We start from the raw sequence: 22,468 nt of genomic DNA, 5'->3' as shown, positions 1-22,468 counted from the left end.
CATGGCGGTATCGTTAAACTACGGGAAGGTATACGCTAAAGGTAGCCCCTGCTCCCGGCCGACTTGTTGCAGTGATATCGCCCCCGTGATTTGCTACCACTTTTTGGCAGATAGCCAGACCAACCCCCGTTCCGGCAAACTCACTCTTGCCATGCAAGCGTTGAAAAACCTGAAAAATGCGATCCACGTACTTTTCATCGAAACCGATGCCGTTGTCGGCTACGTCAATACGGTAGTAATTTTTGGCCGTACGGGCGGGCCTCACCAACAGCGGCAATTGGTTAATGGGCACCGTCTGAAGCCAGATGCCAACTTGGGGCCTACGTTCGGCATCCCGGAATTTCAGGGCGTTACTCAGCAGATTCTGGAAGAGTTGCTCCAGTTGCGACCGGTCGCCCTGGATGGTAGGCAAGTCGTCGACCTCAATGACCGCCCCTGTTTCTTGGATGCGTAAGTCGAGATCGATCAGTACGGTTTCCACCACATTGGCTAAGGAAACGGTTACCGTACTGGCCTGCCCGGTAGAGATGCGGGAGAAGCTCAGCAAATCCCGGATCAACGTAGACATCCGGCCCGCTGCCGACTGCATACGTTCCAGATACATAACGCCGGTGCCTAACTCGGCCCGGCACTGGTCTTTCAGCAAATCGCCAAACTGCTGAATCTTTCGAAGAGGCTCCTGCAAATCGTGGCTGGCCACGTAGGCAAACTGTTCGAGATTATTGTTCGACCGCATCAATAGTTCGTTAGACTCGGTTAGCTCTTCGTTGGAAGTTGCCAGTTCTTCATTGGCTGCAGCCAGTTCTTCGTTTACACTGGCCAGCTCGCTGGTACGCTCATAAACCTCCAGCTCCAGATGGGCTGACAACCGGCGGTAACGTTCCTCACTTTCCAGCAGTGCCTGCTGCACTTTTCGTTGCTGGGTAATGTCCTGACTCACGGTTGCAAAACCAATAACTTCGCGGGTCGTTTCATTTTTATTGACCACTGCGTTCCATTGCAGCCAGAACGGTTCACCCTTTTTGGCATTCTTGAACCGAAACTCATACGAGGTACGGCCTGTATGCAGCAGTTCGGCAAGGATTTTCCGGGCGGCTCCCCAATCTTCCTCATACAACATATCCCATATTGTTTTTCCCTCGATGGTATCCCACCCCAGCATCCGTAACGCTGCGGGGTTAACGTATTGAACCGACCCATCCAGGCCTGTCATGCCAATAAATTCATTGCTAACATCGAGGATGCCGATCAGTTTCTGCTGCTCGTTGAGAGACTGGGCCAGTTGCGCACGACTTTCTTCAACTTTCTGGCGGTCCATTACCTGCTCGGTCACATCCTGACAGAGCACCATAACGCCCGTAATAGTACCATTCTGCTCCCGATAGGGCTGGTAAGTCAGATTGAGAAAAGCTTCTTTTATACCGTCTTTGGTATAGATGTGGTAAGGATGCCCATAGAGGTAAAGTGGCTCGCCAGTTTGCCGCACCTGCTTTATAATGGGGCCAAAAACAGCCTCAGCTTCCGGTATACTCTCAAAAATAGGTTTGCCGAGTAATTGCTCGGACGTGCGGTCAATGAGTTGGGCATACGCTTTATTGACCACTTCCACCCGCATGTCCAGACCGGTCAGTACAACAATACCCACGGAGGCTTCCCGGATCAGGTTCTGAAACCGTTGTTCAGACAGCTTCAACTGACTGACCATTTTGAGCTGATTGGTGGTTTCGGTACAGGTCACCAGCACGCCCGCCACCTGGTCCGATTCATCTTTCACGGGACTGTAGCAAAACGTCCAGTAAGCTTCATCCAGCCGACCGTTGCGGTAGATCGGGATCAGCTGGTCTTCGCTCCAGACGGCCTCGCCCCCGTCGAGAACCTGATCGATCAGGGGCTTGATAACGGGCCATGTTTCGGGCCAGTATAACTCACCGGCTTTTCCGAGCGCACCGGGGTGTTTACCATTGTTGCCCAAACTGGGGCGGTACGCATCGTTGTAAAACTGAATCAGCGACTTGCCCCACCACAAGAGCATTGGAAACCGGGAGTTGAGGAGGATACTCACCGTTGTCCGTAAACTCTGCGGCCATTGCTCAGGCGCGCCCAGTGTTGTGGTCGACCAATCGAACTGCCGGGTGAGTTCACCCATTTCACCCCCTCCCGAGAGAAAAGGGTAATCGTCAGTTAAATTATACTTCTTCAATGGACTAACTTATAAAAAACTGCAAATTAATCGAGAATGAAAATAGGGAGAAAATAAATAGTCAATAACTGACTGTCTGGGATTAACCCACCAACCATAAGGTTTGATTAAACAGCAGACCCGAATGGTCTTCTTGTGAGGATTTGGGGTAGTTTCCGCTCAATAAGGGTCAACTTATCGTCGCCACACCGTGCCTAAAGCTGTAGTCAGACCCGAGGAAATACCCCCTGAAACCTGTCCCACTGGCTAAATAATCAACCGTAACAAAAGAAAAAGGATTGCAAAGCAGTTGTCAGCAGAGTGAGGCTGGTGAGTCCCTGCGCCGTACCCAACGGTATTCGTCGCGAAGTGACCAGCCGTCAACCCCTCACGGCTATTCAACTATGAGAAACACATACTCGCATCGCTGGCTGATTCTGGCCAGTATTTTCACCTTATTTATTGCGTTTACCACCTACGCTCAAACAATTAGCGGTCAGGTAACCGATGCCACCACGGGGGCCAGTTTGCCGGGTGTTTCGGTGCTGGTAACCGGCCAGACGGCCGGGGCCATTACCGATGCCAACGGGCTTTACAGCGTGTCGGTCAGTCCGGGTTCGTATACGCTCCGCTTCAGCTTTGTGGGCTACACGACCCAGAATATACCGGTTCAGGTTACCGCCGGAAACACTTCTACCGTGAGCGTAAAACTCGCGGAAGGGCTGGCAAGTCTCAATGAAGTAGTGGTGGTAGGATCGCGCTCGACCCAGGCCCGGACCAGCACCGAAACGGTAGCCCCGGTCGATGTTATTCAGTCGCGCGATTTACAGGCAACGGGCCAGATTGATTTGACCCAGCAGTTGAACTTCGTGGCTCCGTCCTTCAACTCCTCCCGCCAAACCGTGTCGGATGGTACGGACCACATCGACCCGGCTACCCTGCGCGGACTTGGCCCCGATCAGGTGCTGGTACTGCTCAACGGCAAACGGCAGCACAATCAGGCGCTTATCAACATCAACGGCACCATTGGTCGTGGCTCTGTCGGCACGGATTTAAACGCCATTCCGAGTTCGGCGATTGAGCGGATTGAAGTGCTGCGCGATGGCGCGTCCTCGCAATATGGTTCCGATGCCATTGCGGGCGTTATTAATCTCCGGCTGAAAGAGCGGCCCGGCACAACGGTCAATGCGCAGGTGGGGCAGTACTACAAAGGCGATGGTCAGGTGGCGCAGATTGGCATCAACCATGGCTTCAAAATAGGCGAAAAAGGCTTTTTGAGCCTTACGGGTGAATTTCGCCACCGGGGAGCCACTAACCGGGCGGGCGATTATACCGGGCCGGTTTACGTAAACTGGAACGTAGGGCAGCAAACGGGCGAAAGTGCCGCAGCTTACGTAACGCGTCGGCAGAACCTGTATCAGCAGGACCAGGGGCTGATTCAGCAGAACAATTTCAGCCTGAAAAACAACCTTCAGGTGGGCAACGCCCGCGTCGACAACGCCGGTTTCTTCCTGAACGCCCGCGTCCCGATTGCCAACAGCAATGCCAGTTTCTACGCATCGGGCGGGCTCAACTACCGACGCGGACTGGCAGCCGGTTTCTACCGCTATCCGTACCAGACCTCGCAGGTAATCACGGCCATTTACCCGAACGGATTCCTGCCTAATATTCAGTCGAGCATCAACGACCAGTCGTTGATGGTGGGTGTCAATGGCGAAACGAAGGGCTGGCGCTGGGACATCAGCAACGTGTATGGCGGCAACTCGTTCCGCTTCGACGTAACCAACTCCAACAACGCGTCGCTGGCGTATCTGGGCACGTTCAACAACCCGACTACATTCTATGCCGGTACGCTGAGCTTCTACCAGAACTCGGCCGATGTGAGTGCAGCCAAGGATTTCGGGAAGCAGCTGGGCCTGACGTCCTTTAACGTAGCCACCGGCCTCACCTACCGCAACGACCAGTACCGGATCAACCCCGGCGAAGCGGCTTCGTACCTCAACTTCAGTCCTACATCGGGGCAGATCGGCGGCTCGCAGGTGTTTCCGGGTTATCAGCCCGCCAACGCGGTCAACGCCACCCGGAACGTGTACGGCGGCTACATCGACCTGGAGTCGGACGTGACGACCCGTTTGCTGCTCAACGCAGCTGGTCGGTACGAATATTACAGTGACTTTGGCGGGAACCTCGCCGGGAAACTAGCGGCCCGTTACCGGTTCAGTGAAGCGTTCTCGCTGCGGGGCTCCATCAGCAACGGCTTCCGGGCACCTTCGCTGCACCAGCGGTATTTCAGCGCCATCAGCACGGTCTTCGTCTCGAACGGCACCATCCTGGAACCTCGCCAAACGGGAACCTTCCGCAACGACAGCCCCATTGCACAGGCCTTTGGCGTGCCTCCGCTGGGTGCCGAACGTTCCACCAACTATAGCATCGGCATCACCTCGCGGCCGTTGCCCAACGTGAGCGTTACGGTCGATGCGTACCAGATCAACATTACCAACCGGATTATTTACAGCAACCAGTTTTCGCGCGGCACGACAGGGGCGGGTTTGATCGTGGCCAATATCCTGAACGGGGCCGGGCAGACGGACGTGAACAGCGCCCAGTTTTTTGCCAATGCGGTAAACACCCAAACGCAGGGAATCGACGTGGTGATTGCCACCAACCCCCGACTCAGAACGGGTACGCTGGACATAACCCTGGCGGCCAACTTCAACCGGACGAAACTCGTAGGCGACATTCAGCGGCCTGCTAATGTGCCAACAGATGCCACCTTCGGCAATTTCCTGTTCAACCGGCAGGACAGCGCCCGGCTAACGGTGGCCCAGCCCAAGAGCAAAATACAGCTAGCGTTCAACTACCGGCTCCGTAAGTTTGGCGCCGTGCTGCGTTTCTCGCGCTTCGGTACGGTACAAGCCTACGACCCGGCCAACCCCGCCCTCGACGAGATTCAGAATCCGAAGCTCATCACCGACCTGAGTTTGTCGTACCGCATCCTGAAAAACCTCAACATGACGGTTGGGGCCAATAACCTGTTCGATATTTATCCTGACCCGCTGCGCGTAACCAACTACCCAACGCCGGAGCGGTACGGAGCCGCAGCGCTGGACAACTCATCTTTCGGGCGGTTCGTCTACAGCCGAAGTGCCACCCAGTTCGGGTTCAACGGCGGGTATTATTTCGTAAACCTGTCGGCAAATTTTTAAGCGATGTCTGTGGTGTCGGGTCTGACCGGGCTGGCGCTCCAGGACCAGACACCACTCAAATGAAAAAGGGTCTTAGCGTTCGTCACGTTAAGACCCTTTTTTCGTAAAAGTGGGGTCGGCGTGTTTCCACCCCTCAACGCGTTCGCGACTAACCTCATGAAACAACATTAACACGTCTTTTCCTCTCACGATCCTACCGGATGCTACGGGCCAAGACTCATTCGCTCTTATCAGTTATGACAATCGGGCTGCTGTTACATATGGTATTGAGTTGTACAAATCTGGTATCGCAGGAAGACGCTGTCAGGCGGGTCAGGCAGGGCGAAGTGTTTGTTATAGCTATCCCTTCGTCCATTGGTACGGGCTACACCTGGCAACTGGCCAGCCCTGCCGACCGCGCTTATCTCATGTTCATGTCGAAGCACTATAAAGCCGCCAATGACCTCGACGGAGGGTCCGGAACCGATCAGTTTACGTTTAGAGCGGTGAAAAAAGGGCAGGTCAAATTACGCTTCCAGTACGTACGCCCCTGGGAAAAGACGCTACCTAAAGACACACGCTATCAAACCTTTTCCATTACCATTTTTTAACCCAGTTTTTTAACCATAATCCATCTCATGAATTCTGTCTCTCTTCGCACCAGCTTAGTGGTTGCCTGCCTCCTGGCAACAAAAACCCTCTTTGCGCAGGCTCCAGCCGAGCTACCCCAAATATATAAGGCCCGTGAAGTTCAGGCTCCGGCCCAGCTCAAGGCCACACTTGCCGAACAGCGAAAGCTGATTGCCAGTCGCAGGCTTACCTTCCAGGTAGCCAACACTGGTGTATCGACGATAAGCCTGGACGTACTGGCGGGTGAAAAAAACGAACTATCCGATGCCGAACGCGCCCGAATAAAAACACAGGTGACCAGTGCGCGGCTCGATCCACGGTACAGCACGCTCCTCCAGGCCCTGCAAAAAGTTTGTTTTGCCACCAAACCGAAATACGATGCCCGGGTGGCTAATCTGGTATCGCCGGTTCGTAGGCAGCGATGCGGCAACTGCTGGGCGTATTCGGCCGTTGGGGCATATGAGTCAAGCTACATTAAAGTCAACAACACGGCCAGTACCGCCATCGATGCTTCCGAGCAGTACGCCGTCAGCTGCTCTGGTGGTGGCAGTTGTAGCGGTGGATTTGCCTACAAAGTGATGGAATGGCTGGTGAATCAGAATAAACGACTGGCTACAGAAGCTAACATTCCCGATACTGGCACCAACGGTTCGTGTCCGGCCGCAACACCCGTTACCGATTACCGGGCAATCGCCTGGGGCGTCGTTGACCCTTCCGGCGACATCAACAAAATTGCCTCGGTCGCCCAGATCAAAGCGGCCATCTGTAAGTATGGCCCGGTAGCGGCCAGTGTGAATGTGACGCCACTTTTTCAGAACTATGCCGGTGGTACGTTCAATGAAATGCCCAGCAACCCCGCTAACCCATCAACGAACCACGCCATCCTGATCGTAGGTTGGGACGACGTCCGCAAGGCTTGGCTCATGAAAAACTCCTGGGGCACCAACTGGGGAGAGAACGGGTACATGTGGATCGGCTACAACAGCAACAACATTGGCCGTCGGGCCGCCTGGATCGTAGCCAAAAAACGCACCCTGGTACTGGCGAATCCATCGGTAGTCGCTCAGAAATAGCGGATTGGTTATTCTTAACTAATGAACCTGTTTAAATTTTTATAGAATATGTCGAACGAAGAGTGGCTTCGAGGCTGTAGTACCGACCGGGACGGTCGGGTGAGAAGCGATTAGACACACGCCCGACCGGGACGGTCGGTACTACAGCCTCGAAGCCACCATTTTTGATAAAACAAAAAGTTTAAACGGCGTCAATAACTAATAACCATTAACCAAAAAAGCAGGAATGAGGTAGCCCGAACCGCTACCTCATTCCTGCTTTTTTTGCCAAACGATTTAGGAAGTACCGGGTATAGTATAACGTATTGGCAATCCAAAAAACAAATACGTTATGAATCCAGCTTCCCAAAATTTCGCATCGACCCAGCAGGACCCGCTGACAAAATATCCGCAGCCACCTTACTCCAACCAGGAACAGTCGGTACCCGGCACCGAAGCCGAAATGCAGCCCAAAGCCGATCATGGCGAAGAATCGTACCGGGGTTCCGGCAAGCTGACGGGCCGGAAAGCCCTCATCACCGGGGGCGATTCGGGGATTGGCCGGGCTGTAGCCATTGCCTTTGCCCGCGAAGGAGCCGATGTATTGATTTCGTACCTGAACGAAGACCAGGACGCCCGCGAAACGGCCCGATTCGTGGAAGAAGCCGGTCGGAAAGCCGTACTCGTTCCCGGCGATATCAGCGACGAAGCGCATTGTAAACAGCTTGTTCAGCAGGCAGTCAGTGAACTGGGCGGGCTGGACATTCTGGTCAACAATGCCGCTTTTCAGATGGCGCACGAATCGTTGCAGGACATTAGCAGTGAGGAGCTTGACCGCACCTTCCGCACGAATATCTTCTCGATGTTCTACCTCTGCAAAGCGGCCGAAGAACACATGAAGCCCGGCAGTACGGTGGTTAACACGACTTCCGTAAACGCGTATAAGCCCAGCCCGCAGTTGCTGGCCTATGCTGCCACCAAGGCCGCTATCCAGAATTTCACGGCCAATCTGGGTCAGGTATGGGCTGAGAAAGGCATCCGGGTCAACTGCGTAGCGCCGGGACCTATCTGGACCCCGCTCATCCCGTCGACCATGCCTCCGGAAAAAGTAAAAAATTTCGGGCAGGATGTGCCGCTAAAGCGAGCCGGACAACCCGCCGAGCTGGCCCCCATTTACGTACTGCTGGCCTCCAACGATTCCAGCTACATGACCGGCAGTACCGTTCAGGTAACCGGCGGTTCCCCAACGATCTAATGGTAGAATCGGCATGAGTTAATCCGTTTATTCACAAAGCGATTAGCTCATACCGATTTTAAGTCACCGTTAATTCTGGTTACGATGAAAATAGGCGAACGGTTGCTCAAACATCTCAACAAAAAGTACGAACCATCCCGAATGATCGCCTTTAGGTTTGGCCGATACGACGTTGCCACCAAAACGGATGAGGCAGGAAACCCTGTGCTTCTGTTTATCGGCAAAGCCGACGACCGGGGCATCATCAAAGGCGATCAGTTTACCCGCCGATTGCTAAAAGATGCCAGCGGAGCCATTGTCAAAGACCATTGGGACTATAAAGGGAAGGTATAAAACTGTATGTCAAGGCCGCATCGACCAGAACAGTCGATGCGGCAAAACAGGATCAATTGTATGAACATAACATTGAAAGTCTGGCGACAGAAAAACACCAGTACCCCGGGTAAATTAGTGGAGTACAAACTGGCGAATATTGACCCGGACATGTCGTTTCTGGAAATGTTCGACATTTTAAACGGCGAATTGACGAACAAAGGCGAGCAGATCATTGCCTTTGACCACGATTGTCGGGAAGGCATCTGTGGCTCCTGTGCCATGTACGTGAACGGACGAGCGCACGGTCCTCAAACCGGCGCGGCCGTCTGCCAGCTTTACATGCGCAGTTTCAACGATGGGGACACCATCATCGTGGAGCCCTGGCGGTCGCGGGGATTTCCGGTCATCAAGGACCTCTCCACCGACCGATCGGCTTTCGACCGGATTGTGCAGGCGGGGGGCTACATCTCCGTCAACACGGGAGCCGCTCCCGAAGCCAACGAAATTCTTGTCTCCCACGAGATTCAGGAGACGACGATGGATGCCGCTGCCTGCATTGCCTGCGGTGCGTGCGTAGCCGCCTGTAAGAATGCATCGGCCATGCTGTTTGTGAGTGCACAGGTCTCGCGTTTTGCCTTACTTCCTCAGGGGCAGTCGGAACGCCGTACACGGGCTGAGCGCATGGTAGCCCAGATGGATTCGGAAGGGTTTGGAGCGTGTTCGTTTACGGGCGCGTGTGCTGTAGAGTGCCCGGCATCCGTCTCTCTGGAGAATATAGCGCGGTTGAACCGGGAATACCTCGGCGCTAAAATCAGCTGATCGTACCGGGGCCAACCCAGCGTTTGACCCACCCGGCCGTTCCCTAACACATGCTTATTCTTTCTGGAATTTCTCAGCACCAGTTGGTTAGATCAACGAGTACACAAATAAACCATAAACCAATTCAACGTATGAAAACTTCAGTAATGACGGTCGCTCTGCTGGTAGCAGTAGCCATCGGCGCACAGGCCCAATCGGGTAGTAATACAGCCAATACCTCGGGCGGCACAACCGGCTCTGGTACTCACAAAACGAGCGGCACCAACTCGGGTCGTGGTACGGCGTCGGGTCAAACCGGTACATCAGGCACAAAAGGTCATAGTGCCGGATCGACCGTTGGAGCCGGAACGAGTGGTTCGGCATCCGGAGCCGGGATTGGCAGCAACAACGGCCAAACGGGCGCGGGTACTTCAGGGCAGGGATCGATGAGCAAAGGCAGTAAGTCGGGAAGCAAGAGCAAAGCCCACCAAAGCAGCGGTAACGGCAACGGCAGCACGTCGAGCGGTTCCGGCTCAGGTACGGGTAGCAACGGCAGTAGCCGTAAAAACAATCAGTGATCCTTACCCGAATCGACATGTTCTATCACGATAAGAAATTACAATACAAGGTTCGGGTCGACAAGCCCAATCCACAGTTTGCCCGAGCCTTGCAACAGGCCATTGGCGGCATTGAAGGCGAAATTCGGGTCTGCCTGCAATACCTGTTCCAGTCCTGGAATTCACGCGGTCCGCAACGTTACCGGGATATGCTGCTAGACACCGGCACCGAAGAAATGGCCCACATCGAGATGCTGGTTACGGCAGTGTCGCTCAATCTGGAAGGTGCCTCAAGCGGGGTGATCGAGAGCATTGTAGGTGGCGATTCGCTGATGGAGAAAATTGTGGGCGGTGGTGATCCCCGTCATTTTTTATCGGGTGGCCTGGGAGCGCTGGCGGCCGATGCCAACGGTGTACCCTTCAACGGCTCCTGGGTGGTAAGTTCGGGTAACATAGCCGCCGATATGTATGCCAACGTCATGGCCGAAGCAACCGGCCGTACGCTGGCCACGCGGCTCTATGAATTGACCGACGATGCGGGTATGAAAGACATGCTGGCGTTCCTGATTGCCCGTGACACCATGCACCAGCAGCAATGGCTGGCGGTGCTGGAGGAGCTGGGTAACGGCGACATCCGCAATGTGCTGCCCATTCCGAACAGCTTCCCGCAAAGCCAGGAGCACCAGGAGTTCAGCTATGCTTTCGTCAACACGAACATTGACCCTGACGAGCCCTCGGCGGGCCTGAATCGTCGCTGGACGCAGGGCCCCTCCTTCGACGGCCGCAGTGAGTTCCGCGAAATGAAAGCCCAGCCCATCGGTGGCGAGCCCAAACTAGCGCCCCCCATCCCGGAAGGCCACGCACAAGTAGAACAGATTGAGAAAGCCAACGTGAAAAGCTAGGCAGTTTCTTAGTAAACGCCAAAAGTCCCAATTGTCCAGCTTACCACTGGGTAATTGGGACTTTTGGCGTTTGGAGGAAACGTGTCTCGTTCACTATAGATGAACTGGGGGCGACAAAGGGAACGCCCCGATTAGGCTACTTAGTGCGCGTCAAAAAGAGCACAAAACCATCATGACTCTAAAATGAGCGTCTCGCGAAATGGAGCATTTTAATGAGATGAAGCTTTTCGATAGTAATCCAAAGCAAGCCGTAACATACGAGACAAAAATAGTCAGTTCAAACCAAATTTTGGTCAGTTCAAGTCACGTCTATTGAAGTAGCATAATTGATACTTTAATATTATAGGTCGTTTCCTTGTGAAGGACAGGAATATTGAATATATCCACTATTCCTGTCCTTACAGCTCACACCGGCGACCCGGCTTAAAGTCGGATGACACAGGTCACCCTGTGCCGGTGCGGCAAAGCATTGCGAAATGCAACTGTCCTGAACCCTTAAAAGTGAGCCAGTGAAAAGTAGAGTAAAAAACCTAAATTTCACTAGTAATTGGAAAGGGAAATGAAAGCAACCGCATCGGCGGTCCGAACGATTCACTGAATCGCAGATCGTAGCGATTCTCAAACAACAGGATAGCGGCCAAACGGTCGCCCAAATCACACGCGAACACGGTATTAGTGAGGCTACTTTTTATAATTGGCGAGCCAAATATGGGGGCATGCAAGTCTCTGAAGTCAAGCGACTCAAAGATTTAGAAGATGAAAATCGGCGGCTTAAAAAAATGTATGCTGAGCTAAGTCTACAGCACGAGATCACGAAGGAGGCCTTACAAAAAAAGTGGTAGGGCCTGCCGAACGTCGGGCATTGGTTAGATGGATGGTCACCGAAAAGAAGATCAGCCAACGCCGAGCCTGTCGTTGGGTAGGCCTGAGTCGCAATGCGGTCACCGAACCAGCAGTCGTTAGAGCGAAGGAGAAGGCCCTACAAAACCAGATTGAACAGATTGCCAACCGCTATAAACAATGGGGCGTGTTGAAAATATATCATAAACTGCGTCAAGGTGGAGAACGGGTTAATCATAAACGAGTCAGGCGGTTATATAAGCTCTCTGGTTTGAGTTTGCGACGTAAGATCAAGAAGCGATTGCCTGAAGCAATCCGTCAGCCATTACCTACATCAACGATCCGGAATGGGTGTTGGTCGTTGGATTTTACCGCACCGATTTCTATGGTTTAAGCAAGGGCTGGTGCATAATTTTTGTCATATTTTTCACCGCGACGAACCACCGCGCAAACCCGATGAATCAGTTTGTTGCGTGCTGCATTAATGACCAGCATCTTGGGCTTGCCTTCCTTGATCTTGCGGACGTAGTATTCCTGAAGGTCTCCCGTTATCTGAATCGCCGACATAGTACGGCACAGGCCGCCCTGCTAAGTGGATCAAAGATTTCAGGCGTTTACGGGCCTGATGACTCACCTTTGTTCGGCCCCGGATGCTACTACCGGAGCGGTACCGCACAGGCGGCCCTGTCAAAAGGGGCCACCCCGGCATGGCAAGCCAGCTTTTTGGGCTCACTAATGGCCTGCATTTCGTTGGTGGCCAACAGTAATTCAGTAGCAATGACGGGGCCAACGCCCGGTACGGAGACCATCAAATCAAACAACTCTTTCAGGTGAGCATCCGCTTGGATCAGGTCATGAATCTGCACGTCAATCGCTTTTTGTTCTTCTTTGAGAGCGGCTAAGGACTTTTTAACATTGCCTTTAAGTGTCTTCTGGAGCGACTTGCTGATGAACGTTTCCTGCTCGGTAACTGGAACTGCCAATAGGTTGTAAGCCTGATTAAGTCGTTGACGAGTCGCGCTTAGAAAGGCCAATTTCTGCATCACCTGGCGAGGTGGTGTCCACAATCGGACCTGATCGCGGAAGCGATAGGCGTATTGGGCGATTCGCTGAGCATCGACTTTATCGGTTTTGCCCCGTTGCATCCCACCAGCCTGCTTAATCTGAAGAGATGACTCCAACCAGATGGACAGCTTCGACTCATAGAGTAGTTCTAACAAATGAGCGTTGTAAATTCCGGTATGCTCCATACAAAACACGGCCTGGGCTGAGTTCCAGCCCGGTAATGCCTTTAGCTGAGTCAGAGCCTCCTTAATACCTTTAAGAGTGTTGTCGGCCACTAAGCACAATGCCGTGTTGCTGAGTGTACACGGCCCAATCCAGAGTGTCTTTGGCAATGTCAATACCAATAAAATAGCAAAAGTCCATGTTGCTGTTTAGTTTTGAGTATGTAGTCAACAACTTGCTTTTCCTCGAACCCTTTTGTGGGCCTGAGAACCCTGATTTCTATGGCTCGGGCCACCCCGCCGAGTCTTAGGCAGGTTAAAACAGAGTGGGGACTGAATCGGTGCATAGGTCTGACTCCTTGGCGGCCCGTTAGTGTACCCCACTCTGGTTGACTACTGGTAAAAGACTAAATCTTAGAATATTACCAGCCCACAAACCTAAAGGGCGGACCGGCTCGGATAGTTTACGGAGTGGTCACAAGTTCAGAACCTTAAACGTGATTGATGATTATAGTCGGGAAGCCCTGGGTATCGAGCGGGGCCGCCCGTGCGGTGGATTACTCCTTGCCTGCCCAACGGGTAATCCGATTACTGGATCGACTGGTAAAATGGTATGGTAAACCAGAACGCTTACGCAGTGATAATGGTCCTGAGTTTATTAGCCAAGATTTGCAGGATTGGTGTAGCAATCAGCAAATCGAATTGCATCATATCGCGCCGGGTAAGCCTACTCAAAATGCGTATATTGAACGGTTCAATGCGGGGCCGCCCGTGCGGTACATTCAGACGGGAAGTACTAAATGCCCATACGTTTGGGAGCTTGCCACAGGTACGCCGGACGGTGGCAGCCTGGTTGGTGGAATACAATACGGAGCGGCCCCATCAGGCCTTAAAGTTCATGACGTCAGTTCATTATCAGTTGGTTAGTTAAAGTCCAGTCAAAACTGGCTCACAAAAGGGGGTAAGGACAGCACTACGGAATGGCTATACCGATTTTGCACATATTGTCGAAAATGAAGACTTAACGAATATTTGACAGACTGAGAATTTTAAAAATCTCATGAAGCAATATGGCCCTAAATAGCTTTGGTCATGATTAGCTGTATTCTACAATGGCCGCTTTCACCCAAGCGGCCATTCTTTCTATCAACGACTCAAAAACAAAAGTAAAATAGAGTTGAAAGTAATTTTTCAATAGTCGGGGTAACCTCAACTGTATTTGGCAATAAAAGGGCGAAACAATCGAACAATGTAACTCGCCAAGCCAATGAAAACGTTCTCGAAATTTCCACTGCTTTTTGCTATTGCCCTTATTTTATGCTCCATTAAGGTATCAGCCCAATTCCAGTTAACCTGGACACCTGGAGTCAACATGAAAGCTTCTGTGGTGAATATGATGGCTATTTCACACAAATTAGAACAATCCAGTCAATTTGGGTTTACAGGTGGAGTTTGTCTTCTCGGGGCTTTCCTGCGTGAAGGTAAACAAGTTGGCTGGACGGCTACGTTCGAGGCTGGCACTCAATATGTGATTATTGCTCCCCAATTAAAATATATTCCATTTGCAAGTACCGGGGCCGAACGAAACTTCGGCATAGCCAATCCGGAAGCTGATAGTTCTTTGGCTATTTTGATCTATTCACAAACTGACTCTCAAATGAAATCTTACCAGTTTGATGATACCCTCCGCTTATACGGAAACTTCGATAACTCTAAGCTTCGATTGATTTATATTCCTGCTACAGGAGTATACCTTCTTGAAGATTCAACTAGCATCTTTACATTAAAACGCACGAAGACTATTTTGCCGATAGAAAAATAGTGAAGCCTGCCCATCTCAAGTTGTCCTTGGTATTTAGCGATATCTACACAATCGGATGATTCCCGGACGGGTCAACTACAATTTCGTTTATTTGAAAGGGTGCGGGTGATCATTTAATGAACGCACAAACTCTTATTAATCAACCCATAACAGATATTTTCTTTAAGGAACAAAAGCGTTCAGGAAAACCCCTTCGACGAATGAACCCGTTTTCATGGTTTCCAGATCAGTTCGCTTAATGGATTTTAAACCTGAAATCGTTCACGAAAAAGTTCTTTATTTAACAAAATAAGTTATTGAAGCACAGGCAATAAGATCAGCGGCCTACATTAGTTTTACAAGTAATCACGCTGCGAATGATATTTATAAAGTGGAACAAATTGATCTACATCAACATATTTAATTATCATACCTCATCGGCTTGCCCTGCCGGCTGCTAGTAAGTTTGCTCCTCCATAAAAAGAGCAAACGTTATGATACATAGGACTGTCTCCAGCTTATATACACCAAGAAACGAACGGGGCTTTCTGGGTGCCGGTCATGTAGCTCGTACCGTTTTAACGGGCGGCTTCGCCAAAACCGATCCGTTCATTTTTCTGATGGACGATATGCTGGACAAAACAGACGACGAACCCGCTGGTGGGCCTCATCCTCATGCAGGCTTTGAAACGGTCTCACTTCTGATCGATGGGGAAATTAAAGAAATGCTGGAGTCGATGAAAAAGGGTGACTTCCAGCTCATGACGGCCGGTAGCGGGACGGTTCACACCGAAACCATAGATGGCTCAACTAAAGGGCGTTTGTTTCAACTGTGGTTGAACCTGCCCCGGAAGGATCGCTGGGTTACCCCCCGTATTCAAATCCTGCCCGCCGAACAGGTGCCGGTATTGGAGAAAGATGGTGTCAACATGCGGCTCTACAGCGGTACGCTGGCCGGTATTCGCTCCCCGGTAAAGAATTATACACCCCTCATTACTGCCGAGTTTACCATGAAAGCAGGCGTTGACACCAGCGTCCAGCTTCCGGCCCGTTTCAATGCATTTCTGTATGTCATCAGCGGTTCAGTCCAAATCGCGGATACACAAATAAACCACGATCAGGTAGCCTGGCTGGATATATTCGACACCCAAGAAGCGAGTGACCTGACAATGCAGGCAGGTGAAAACGGGGTGCGCTTCGTGTTGTATGCGGCAGAGCCAACCCACGAACCCATCGTTTCCTACGGGCCTTTTATTGCCGATACCCAGACGGAGATTGCCGACTTGTACAAATACTACAGAGACGGGACGATGAAACACATTGCCACCGCCCCTGAAGCCCAGAAACTGACCTTTTAATTTTTAAATGAAACGAGCATGAGTTACACCATTGGCATCATCGGTTCAGGCCATATTGGCCGTGGACTGGCTACGCATCTGGCCAAAACAAACTACCCGGTGTTGATCACCAATAGCCGGGGACCGGCATCATTGACAAATCTGCTGTCTTCAATTAGCGGATCATTAACGGCCGCTGACTTGAGCCAAACCATTGCCCGGGCCGACGTTTTATTTATCGCCGTTCCCTGGGCACAGATACCGGATGTGGCCAGGGAATTACAGAATTCTAGCGGAAAGATCATTGTCGATGCTTCCAATAATATTGTCTCCGTCAGTCCTTTCCGACTGGCCGATACGGCGGGCAAATCAACGGGTGAGTACGTAGCAGACCTGTTCCCCACGCACCGGGTTGTTAAAGCATTTAACACCCTCGCAGCTGCCACGCTCGCCGAGCCCTCACAAACCAACGTAGGCAGTACGGTCATTTTCATGAGTGGTGACCATGTCGACGCAAAGAAAGAAGTAGCCGACATCACGAAAGCAATGGGCTTCGAGCCGATTGATCTAGGCACCTTCAAACAGGGCGGTCATCTTCAGGATGTGGGCGGGGCTTTGTCTGGGTTTGAACTTATTAAGGTAAACCGGTAAACATTGGGCTACGCTGCCAATAGCCCAATGCCTTTTGACGGCGCAAACGAACACAAACAAAACATGGACATTCAGCATAAGGACAACGGACAGAAGGGGATGTTTTACGTAGCGGTAGACGGTAAAACAGAAGCCGAGATGACCTACGTATGGTCGGGCGATCAACGAATAATAATTGATCATACCGCCGTAAGCGAAGCCCTGAAAGGCCAGGGTATTGGTAAGCAACTGGTACAGGCCACCGTCGTTTTTGCCCGCGAAAAACAGCTTAAAATTTTACCGCTTTGTCCCTTCGCCAGATCGGTATTTGATAAAACGTCTGATTACCAGGACGTGCTCTTTTGATGATAAAAACCATGTGGACAACCCAGAATATTCCTGATCTGGACGGGAAACAGGCCCTGGTAACCGGGGGTAATTCCGGGATAGGCTACGAAACGGCGTTGGCTCTGTACAAGGCCGGGGCCACCGTGACCATTGCCGGACGTGATGCCCACCGGCTAAGGCAGGCTGCCGACCCAATAAAGGAGGTGGCGGGTAAAGGCAACGTAGAAACGGCGGTCCTCAACCTGGCCAATCTGGCTCAGATAGAGCAGTTTGCGCAGGAATACGTCAGCACCCATACCCGTCTGGATATCCTGATCAATAATGCCGGGGTAATGATGCCGCCCCAACGTCTTACCGATGATGGGTATGAACTGCAATTCGGAACCAATTTTTTAGGTCATTTCGCCTTGACGGGCCATCTCTATTCATTGCTGAAACAGACGCCGGGCGCTCGGGTCGTTACCCTCAGCAGCGGGGCCTACAAATGGGCAACGGGCATTGACTACAACAACCTGCGTTCCGAAAAATCGTATGACCCCACGCGTGAATACGGGATCAGTAAACTGGCCGATATGTGGTTTGCGCTGGAACTGCAGCGTAGGATGGAGAATACGGACTCAGATCTGTATTCCCTGGCTGCTCATCCGGGTATTGTACGAACGGGATTGCAACGGCATATTGATGCCACAGCTCTGAACACCTACAACGATGTGATGGAACCCTGGCAGGGCGCTTTACCGGCTCTCTTTGCGGCCACCTCGCCCGAGGCTATCAAGGGAGGGTATTATGGTCCTGATGGCGAAAAAGAACTGACGGGTTATCCGGCACCCGCCTTCATCAACGAAACGGCTACCAATAAAGTGGAAGCCAAAACCTTGTGGACCTACGCCGAAAAAGAAACGGGAGTTTCGTTTGAAAACGAATAACACACATGACAAAAGAATATAGCAACGGCGAAATCACCATCATCTGGCAGGCGGAAAAATGCATTCATTCTGCCAACTGTGTACGGCTGTTGCCCAACGTGTATCACCCCGTGGGTTAAGCCCGAAAACGCCACTACCCAACAGCTTATCGACCAGATTAGTCAATGCCCATCCGGTGCCCTTAGCTACCGCGTCAGTACCGATGACTAACGTCAGGTAACGAGATTGCTCCTGGCTTTGCCTCCGAAAGGGAGGGGCTCCGCTGCCAACATTCGTTGATGTACATCAACGGCGTTTTTTATCATACATCAATGCCTTCTGCTTTCCTGGAGCCTAGTTTTGTCGCGTCCCTGAAGGAATATGCAGGATTCATCAATTTAAAACTTAACGGTTATACCCCATGAGCAGCACGGCACAGGAACGTCCTTTTAAAGGCGAGCAGGATCCACAGATTTTTTCGGAGGTCAGGACTTTTTTGCAGGGGCTAAATTCAGGCGATGGCAAGCCTGTGGAAGCCTTGAGCCCTGCCGATGCCCGGCAGGTATTGACCGGTGCTCAACAATCGGTTGAAGTCGATTACTCCGGTATCACCGAAACCGAAAAGACGATTTCGCAGAATGGCTATCAGGTAAACGTCCATATCGTAAGGCCCGAGCAAGTTCAGGAGGGCGCAGCGGTGTTCATCTTCATCCACGGAGGTGGCTGGGTGCTGGGCGACTACCCCACGCACCGACGACTCGTGCGTGATCTGGTGGTGCACAGTGGAGCCGTGGCCGTCTTCCCCGATTACACGCCTTCGCCCGAAGCGCAGTACCCAACGGCCATCAACGAGATTTATGCGGCTCTGCAATGGGTAGCCGAAAATGGCAGCGAGATAGGCGTGGATGGCAGTGAGCTGGCAGTGGTTGGCAATAGCGTCGGCGGTAACATGTCGGCGGTAGTAGCCTTGATGGCTAAGCATAACAACGGCCCTAAAATCAACTTGCAGGTGCTGTTGTGGCCCGTTACGAATGCTGATTTTGATACCGACTCATACAACTTGTTTGCCAGTGGCCGGTTCCTGACCAAAAACATGATGGAGTGGTTTTGGGACAACTACCTGCCCGATACCAGCAAGCGGAACGATATCTATGCATCGCCCCTACAGGCAACCCTAGATGAGCTGAAAGGCTTGCCACAAGCTTTGGTACAGACCGCCGAAAATGATGTATTACGGGATGAAGGCGAAGCCTATGCCCGTAAGTTGAACGAAGCGGGTGTACCCGTAACCCACACCCGGTATAGCGGTCTGATTCACGATTACGGGCTGCTAAACCCCATTGCCAATGTACCGGCGGTACAAACGGCCCTGTTGCAGGCGGCTGCGGTGATCAAAGCGGCTTTAAAAGTATAACCGCTGAAAACACACCCGATTATATAAACTAAAAGAGCCCTTAGCCAGATGCTCTTTTAGTTTATGCTAACTTTTATTCCACATTAATCAATCAAAACTACTTCCCGGGTTTTGTTGTCAACCAATACGATATGTGTATATGGGTTCGAACTTGCCTTTTTTTCGGTTGAATGGACCAGACCGGTAGACTGGCCCATATATTTCCCCTTGTCATCCGTCATAAACCGGTTTATCTCATAATCGGCCGTGTAAGGCGCTGTTTGAGAGTGGGTAAGCGCCAGCGTATACGAGCCGTTGGGTTGCAGATTTGAAAAAATCTGCTCTACCAGATCGGCCAAGCCCACTGGGCGCACCGCCAGCCTTCCCAGTCCATGAAAGTTATTGCCAGCTGGCTTAAGCATAAAAAGCTGAGTAGCGGACGAATCGGTTAGTGATGTCAGGTTGGCTCTGTTCCGGGCATCGTTTACGGCATTCTCCGCATACACTAATGCCTGCGGACTTTGCCCAATTTTCACCGGCGGCAGCGGCTGCATGGTTTCCAGGTTAATGCCCTGCACTTCATCGGCATACTCCAGCCCTACGTACGCCAGCTTGCCATCGGGTGCCGCCCAGATGCCATGCGGCAGGGTTCCTACATTGAGGCTATCAGTCTGTTTGAAATTCTGCGCCGGGTCAAACACACGTACTTTATTTTCGCCACCTACGGTCACCAGCATCAGCAGTTTTTTGCCGAGGTACGTAAACGTTACGTGGTTGGTAATGGCACCCGTGTTCAGTACGTTGGCGATGGTTTGGGTGCTGGTATTCAATACCGTTACCTTCCCGACATCTTTGTGCGTGAAGGCAACCCATTCGCCTTTGGGGCTGGTGAAGATATTGGGCGAAAACGGACTTACTACAGGTATCTTTTTGACGGGCTTATACGTAGCGGTATTAATAATGTCGAGTTCAGGCGTGAAGCTGGAGCACACATACGCCAGCTTGCCATCGGGCGAAAAGGATACCATTCCCGGACCATCAGCCACCGGTACCTGCTTTACTTCGGTCAGGGTAGCTACGTCGATCACACTGATATACGCTTCGCCCCGCACCGAAACCCACACCTGTTTGCCGTCGGGTGTAAAGGTTGGCTCATGGGGCGAGCGCCCAACGTAGACCGTTTTTATCACCTTGTTGGTTTCGGTAGAAACAAAGGTAACGGCATTGGAACCGATGGACACCACCGCCAATAGCTTTTTAGTAGGAAGATAGCGCAGGCCATGTACCAGTGCCTGCCCCCGGTACAAGGGCGACAGAACGTTGGGATACGGTTTACCCAAGTCGATTTCACCCAACACGGTATTGGTCGAGGGATCTACTACCGATACCGTGTTGGATACCTGATTGGCTGTGTATACCCGGTCGCGGGCGTAGCGTGGCTGGGCGTGAGTAATGGCGCTGCTTACCAGTAGCATGCCTAAAAGAAAATGTTTCTGGTCCATTGTATTACTTTGGGAAAGCGGTCATCTGGTCAATCTCAATTTGTTGGTTGGCCATGAGTTGTTTAGCATACGCGGTTACTGGCGCATAACCGCTGTATCGCAACAGCACTTTAGCCATATCAATAGCCGCCTGATGGTGGGGCTTCATGACGGCGGCAAACGCTTTATCGGTATCCGTCAGCGCATGGGTTAGCGGCATCGTATTCATCATGACGGCCATTGTTTGGTCCATTGCCGGTTGAAAGGTGGGCGGTAGGGGTGTACGATCGGCATCAGCTTGTTTCAGCCATAGGCGCATCTGTTCAATTTCGCTTTTTTGTTCCACCCGGATGCTTTTGGCCAGTTGAATCATCTCCCTATTTGTCCCATGACTAATTTCATAATTCGCCATGGCAATAGCCCCCTGATGATGGACTATCATTTGGTGCAGAAAAACAGTGGCCAGACTATTGCCAATCGGTGCTTCTGCCATGCGTACCATCATCGTATCCATCATGGTCAGATAAACCTGTTTAGGAACCTGCTCAGGCGTTCCGTGATGAAGGTGTTGCGCCGGTAAACGTTGCGCATACACCATGAAAACGATAAGAAACCCGTATTTTTTCAGTCGTATCATTGCATTTCACGATGCTTCAAGTATTCTCGAACAGAAAAGCGCTATGGCAACTCATTACCCATTACCATTACAAATGTAAAACAGGCCTGCACTGTCATTTGTTGATGTATGATAACTAAGCGCTTTACCCGTTGCAGGGTTCATTAGGAGACTGGCCTAACGGACAGCCTTTGGCTGATACACCGATCTTTATTGATATACATCAACGTTTGGCACCGAAGGCGAGCCTTACTTTTGAGCAGCCAAACCAAATCGTTTTGGGAGAACAATCAGCCAGTCTACTTATGGATGCCCAGTTAATGACTACGCTCCAGCAAACCCATACCGCTGTCTGGAATGAAAAAGACCGTACATCGCGTGATGCATTGATGCAGACCATCTATGCTGACGATATAAAAATGTACGACAAGGATTTTATCCTTACCGGCACTACCGCCGTTTCTGATTTTATTGATAAACTTTTCGCGGGCGATGACAATTTCAAGTTTACGACAGCAAAACCCATGGAGAGTACGCAAAACGGAGCCCGGCTCTACTGGGATATTCGTACCGGCCCCCAGCCGAATGTGTTAACCGGTATGGATTTTTTTGTGCTGGAAAATGGAAAAGTAGCGCATCTGTTTGTGTTCATGGATGCTCAATAATGGCCTACAGCAGGCTAGCGCAAAGCCATTTTCTCGTCCTCAAAACACATTTACAACATGACTGTGAAGCCCGTTATTCTGGTTACCGGTGCTACCTGTAACCAGGGAAGTGCTGTAGCGAAAAGCTTATTGGAGCAAGGAACGTTTACGGTTCGTGCGCTGGTCAGAAATAAAGCGAGCGAGAAAGCCAAAACGCTCCTCACAACGAGACGGACGAATCTTCATATATCTACTCCTTAAATAGGGTGTTTAACTGGATGGCTTATTTTAATAACTGTCAAGTGGCCGGCAGTCGGTGCTGCATCGGCGGACCATGCCCACCCGAGTCTGCCCGTCGCCACCGCGGTACTATT

22 protein-coding genes and 3 pseudogenes are annotated in these 22,468 nt (G+C 51.6%); 20 read left to right on the top strand and 5 right to left on the bottom strand.

Annotated elements, in window-relative coordinates; all coding sequences use genetic code 11:
• Positions 1-13: 13 nt before the first annotated feature.
• Entirely contained in the window at positions 14-2,146 is a 2,133-nt protein-coding gene (locus tag CRO74_RS26240) for a PAS domain-containing sensor histidine kinase (RefSeq protein WP_097130401.1), read from the bottom strand.
• Positions 2,147-2,583: 437 nt separating this feature from the next.
• On the opposite strand from CRO74_RS26240, the gene CRO74_RS26235 reads away from it, so the two are divergent.
• The 10 genes and pseudogenes from CRO74_RS26235 to CRO74_RS32440 all read left to right on the top strand — a co-directional run bounded on the left by CRO74_RS26235 (position 2,584) and on the right by CRO74_RS32440 (position 12,107).
• On the top strand, positions 2,584-5,385 hold the full coding sequence (locus CRO74_RS26235; RefSeq protein ID WP_097130400.1) for a TonB-dependent receptor: 2,802 nt from the start codon (positions 2,584-2,586) through the stop codon (positions 5,383-5,385).
• Between the two features lie 236 nt (positions 5,386-5,621).
• Positions 5,622-5,975 carry a protease inhibitor I42 family protein gene (locus tag CRO74_RS26230; RefSeq protein WP_179830308.1) on the top strand — a complete coding sequence of 118 codons (354 nt, stop codon included), beginning with the start codon at positions 5,622-5,624 and terminating at the stop codon, positions 5,973-5,975.
• A gap of 27 nt (positions 5,976-6,002) precedes the next feature.
• Complete coding sequence (locus CRO74_RS26225) at positions 6,003-7,067, top strand: C1 family peptidase (protein ID WP_097130396.1); 1,065 nt, start codon at positions 6,003-6,005, stop codon at positions 7,065-7,067.
• 331 nt (positions 7,068-7,398) lie between these two features.
• Positions 7,399-8,301, top strand: a complete 903-nt coding sequence (locus tag CRO74_RS26220) for an SDR family oxidoreductase (protein ID WP_097130395.1) — start codon at positions 7,399-7,401, stop codon at positions 8,299-8,301.
• A gap of 84 nt (positions 8,302-8,385) precedes the next feature.
• Positions 8,386-8,634, top strand: coding sequence for a hypothetical protein (locus tag CRO74_RS26215; RefSeq protein WP_097130393.1), 249 nt, complete (start codon positions 8,386-8,388; stop codon positions 8,632-8,634).
• Between the two features lie 60 nt (positions 8,635-8,694).
• Complete coding sequence (locus tag CRO74_RS26210) at positions 8,695-9,435, top strand: succinate dehydrogenase/fumarate reductase iron-sulfur subunit (protein WP_097130392.1); 741 nt, start codon at positions 8,695-8,697, stop codon at positions 9,433-9,435.
• 131 nt (positions 9,436-9,566) lie between these two features.
• Positions 9,567-9,992 carry a hypothetical protein gene (locus CRO74_RS26205; RefSeq protein WP_144035982.1) on the top strand — a complete coding sequence of 142 codons (426 nt, stop codon included), beginning with the start codon at positions 9,567-9,569 and terminating at the stop codon, positions 9,990-9,992.
• Between the two features lie 17 nt (positions 9,993-10,009).
• Positions 10,010-10,873 (top strand): manganese catalase family protein, encoded by an 864-nt coding sequence (locus CRO74_RS26200; RefSeq protein ID WP_097130389.1) that lies wholly within the window; start codon positions 10,010-10,012, stop codon positions 10,871-10,873.
• A gap of 587 nt (positions 10,874-11,460) precedes the next feature.
• Positions 11,461-11,715 (top strand): annotated as a pseudogene (gene tnpA / locus CRO74_RS32445) (IS66 family insertion sequence element accessory protein TnpA); the annotation flags it as partial.
• A gap of 32 nt (positions 11,716-11,747) precedes the next feature.
• Complete coding sequence (locus CRO74_RS32440) at positions 11,748-12,107, top strand: IS3 family transposase (protein ID WP_144035981.1); 360 nt, start codon at positions 11,748-11,750, stop codon at positions 12,105-12,107.
• Here CRO74_RS32440 and CRO74_RS32135 read toward each other — a convergent pair.
• Together CRO74_RS32135 and CRO74_RS26185 are read right to left on the bottom strand one after the other, a co-directional pair.
• Entirely contained in the window at positions 12,104-12,280 is a 177-nt protein-coding gene (locus CRO74_RS32135; RefSeq protein WP_245877992.1) for a hypothetical protein, read from the bottom strand. The two genes, CRO74_RS32440 and CRO74_RS32135, sit on opposite strands and share 4 nt — an antisense overlap.
• A gap of 89 nt (positions 12,281-12,369) precedes the next feature.
• The gene (locus CRO74_RS26185; protein ID WP_245877991.1) at positions 12,370-13,110 is read right to left on the bottom strand and encodes an IS110 family transposase; all 741 of its coding nucleotides are present in this window, start codon (positions 13,108-13,110) and stop codon (positions 12,370-12,372) included.
• Positions 13,111-13,394: 284 nt separating this feature from the next.
• Here CRO74_RS26185 and CRO74_RS32435 point away from each other — a divergent pair.
• The 8 genes and pseudogenes from CRO74_RS32435 to CRO74_RS26145 all read left to right on the top strand — a co-directional run.
• Positions 13,395-13,870, top strand: a pseudogene (locus tag CRO74_RS32435) (integrase core domain-containing protein); the annotation flags it as partial.
• 336 nt (positions 13,871-14,206) lie between these two features.
• Positions 14,207-14,761, top strand: a complete 555-nt coding sequence (locus CRO74_RS26175; RefSeq protein ID WP_097130382.1) for a hypothetical protein — start codon at positions 14,207-14,209, stop codon at positions 14,759-14,761.
• Between the two features lie 473 nt (positions 14,762-15,234).
• Complete coding sequence (locus tag CRO74_RS26170; protein WP_097130380.1) at positions 15,235-16,098, top strand: pirin family protein; 864 nt, start codon at positions 15,235-15,237, stop codon at positions 16,096-16,098.
• An 18-nt stretch (positions 16,099-16,116) separates the two neighbouring features.
• On the top strand, positions 16,117-16,728 hold the full coding sequence (locus CRO74_RS26165; protein ID WP_097130378.1) for an NADPH-dependent F420 reductase: 612 nt from the start codon (positions 16,117-16,119) through the stop codon (positions 16,726-16,728).
• A 63-nt stretch (positions 16,729-16,791) separates the two neighbouring features.
• Positions 16,792-17,073: a GNAT family N-acetyltransferase gene (locus CRO74_RS26160; protein WP_097130570.1), complete on the top strand. Its 282-nt coding sequence runs from the start codon at positions 16,792-16,794 to the stop codon at positions 17,071-17,073.
• 11 nt (positions 17,074-17,084) lie between these two features.
• Positions 17,085-17,981, top strand: a complete 897-nt coding sequence (locus CRO74_RS26155) for an oxidoreductase (RefSeq protein WP_097130568.1) — start codon at positions 17,085-17,087, stop codon at positions 17,979-17,981.
• Between the two features lie 5 nt (positions 17,982-17,986).
• A pseudogene (locus CRO74_RS26150) lies at positions 17,987-18,191 on the top strand ((4Fe-4S)-binding protein).
• A gap of 190 nt (positions 18,192-18,381) precedes the next feature.
• On the top strand, positions 18,382-19,374 hold the full coding sequence (locus CRO74_RS26145) for an alpha/beta hydrolase (RefSeq protein ID WP_097130376.1): 993 nt from the start codon (positions 18,382-18,384) through the stop codon (positions 19,372-19,374).
• 83 nt (positions 19,375-19,457) lie between these two features.
• Here CRO74_RS26145 and CRO74_RS26140 read toward each other — a convergent pair whose 3' ends face one another.
• Both CRO74_RS26140 and CRO74_RS26135 read right to left on the bottom strand, forming a co-directional pair.
• The gene (locus CRO74_RS26140) at positions 19,458-20,855 is read right to left on the bottom strand and encodes a YncE family protein (protein ID WP_097130374.1); all 1,398 of its coding nucleotides are present in this window, start codon (positions 20,853-20,855) and stop codon (positions 19,458-19,460) included.
• A 4-nt stretch (positions 20,856-20,859) separates the two neighbouring features.
• Positions 20,860-21,471 (bottom strand): DUF305 domain-containing protein, encoded by a 612-nt coding sequence (locus tag CRO74_RS26135; protein ID WP_097130372.1) that lies wholly within the window; start codon positions 21,469-21,471, stop codon positions 20,860-20,862.
• Between the two features lie 284 nt (positions 21,472-21,755).
• Between CRO74_RS26135 and CRO74_RS26130 the strand changes: the two genes are divergently transcribed.
• Both CRO74_RS26130 and CRO74_RS26125 read left to right on the top strand, forming a co-directional pair.
• Positions 21,756-22,115, top strand: a complete 360-nt coding sequence (locus CRO74_RS26130; RefSeq protein WP_097130370.1) for a nuclear transport factor 2 family protein — start codon at positions 21,756-21,758, stop codon at positions 22,113-22,115.
• A gap of 57 nt (positions 22,116-22,172) precedes the next feature.
• A complete protein-coding gene (locus CRO74_RS26125; protein ID WP_245877990.1) occupies positions 22,173-22,355 on the top strand; it encodes an NmrA family NAD(P)-binding protein in 183 nt (60 codons plus the stop codon).
• Positions 22,356-22,468: the final 113 nt, after the last annotated feature.

This window comes from Spirosoma fluviale (genome assembly GCF_900230225.1).
GTDB classification, from domain to species: Bacteria; Bacteroidota; Bacteroidia; order Cytophagales; family Spirosomataceae; genus Spirosoma; species Spirosoma fluviale.
This window is presented reverse-complemented; position numbering and strand designations above follow the sequence as displayed.

Bases quoted from the DNA above. Each gene is read 5' to 3' on its own strand.
- CRO74_RS32135 (WP_245877992.1), bottom strand. From the start codon at position 12,280: ATGTCGGCGATTCAGATAACGGGAGACCTTCAGGAATACTACGTCCGC.
- CRO74_RS26225 (WP_097130396.1), top strand. From the start codon at position 6,003: ATGAATTCTGTCTCTCTTCGCACCAGCTTAGTGGTTGCCTGCCTCCTG.
- CRO74_RS26135 (WP_097130372.1), bottom strand. From the start codon at position 21,471: ATGATACGACTGAAAAAATACGGGTTTCTTATCGTTTTCATGGTGTAT.
- CRO74_RS26215 (WP_097130393.1), top strand. From the start codon at position 8,386: ATGAAAATAGGCGAACGGTTGCTCAAACATCTCAACAAAAAGTACGAA.
- CRO74_RS32440 (WP_144035981.1), top strand. From the start codon at position 11,748: ATGGTCACCGAAAAGAAGATCAGCCAACGCCGAGCCTGTCGTTGGGTA.
- CRO74_RS26200 (WP_097130389.1), top strand. From the start codon at position 10,010: ATGTTCTATCACGATAAGAAATTACAATACAAGGTTCGGGTCGACAAG.
- CRO74_RS26145 (WP_097130376.1), top strand. From the start codon at position 18,382: ATGAGCAGCACGGCACAGGAACGTCCTTTTAAAGGCGAGCAGGATCCA.
- CRO74_RS26230 (WP_179830308.1), top strand. From the start codon at position 5,622: ATGACAATCGGGCTGCTGTTACATATGGTATTGAGTTGTACAAATCTG.
- CRO74_RS26175 (WP_097130382.1), top strand. From the start codon at position 14,207: ATGAAAACGTTCTCGAAATTTCCACTGCTTTTTGCTATTGCCCTTATT.
- CRO74_RS26170 (WP_097130380.1), top strand. From the start codon at position 15,235: ATGATACATAGGACTGTCTCCAGCTTATATACACCAAGAAACGAACGG.
- CRO74_RS26125 (WP_245877990.1), top strand. From the start codon at position 22,173: ATGACTGTGAAGCCCGTTATTCTGGTTACCGGTGCTACCTGTAACCAG.
- CRO74_RS26220 (WP_097130395.1), top strand. From the start codon at position 7,399: ATGAATCCAGCTTCCCAAAATTTCGCATCGACCCAGCAGGACCCGCTG.
- CRO74_RS26155 (WP_097130568.1), top strand. From the start codon at position 17,085: ATGTGGACAACCCAGAATATTCCTGATCTGGACGGGAAACAGGCCCTG.
- CRO74_RS26160 (WP_097130570.1), top strand. From the start codon at position 16,792: ATGGACATTCAGCATAAGGACAACGGACAGAAGGGGATGTTTTACGTA.
- CRO74_RS26210 (WP_097130392.1), top strand. From the start codon at position 8,695: ATGAACATAACATTGAAAGTCTGGCGACAGAAAAACACCAGTACCCCG.
- CRO74_RS26130 (WP_097130370.1), top strand. From the start codon at position 21,756: ATGGATGCCCAGTTAATGACTACGCTCCAGCAAACCCATACCGCTGTC.
- CRO74_RS26235 (WP_097130400.1), top strand. From the start codon at position 2,584: ATGAGAAACACATACTCGCATCGCTGGCTGATTCTGGCCAGTATTTTC.
- CRO74_RS26205 (WP_144035982.1), top strand. From the start codon at position 9,567: ATGAAAACTTCAGTAATGACGGTCGCTCTGCTGGTAGCAGTAGCCATC.
- CRO74_RS26140 (WP_097130374.1), bottom strand. From the start codon at position 20,855: ATGGACCAGAAACATTTTCTTTTAGGCATGCTACTGGTAAGCAGCGCC.
- CRO74_RS26165 (WP_097130378.1), top strand. From the start codon at position 16,117: ATGAGTTACACCATTGGCATCATCGGTTCAGGCCATATTGGCCGTGGA.
- CRO74_RS26240 (WP_097130401.1), bottom strand. From the start codon at position 2,146: ATGGGTGAACTCACCCGGCAGTTCGATTGGTCGACCACAACACTGGGC.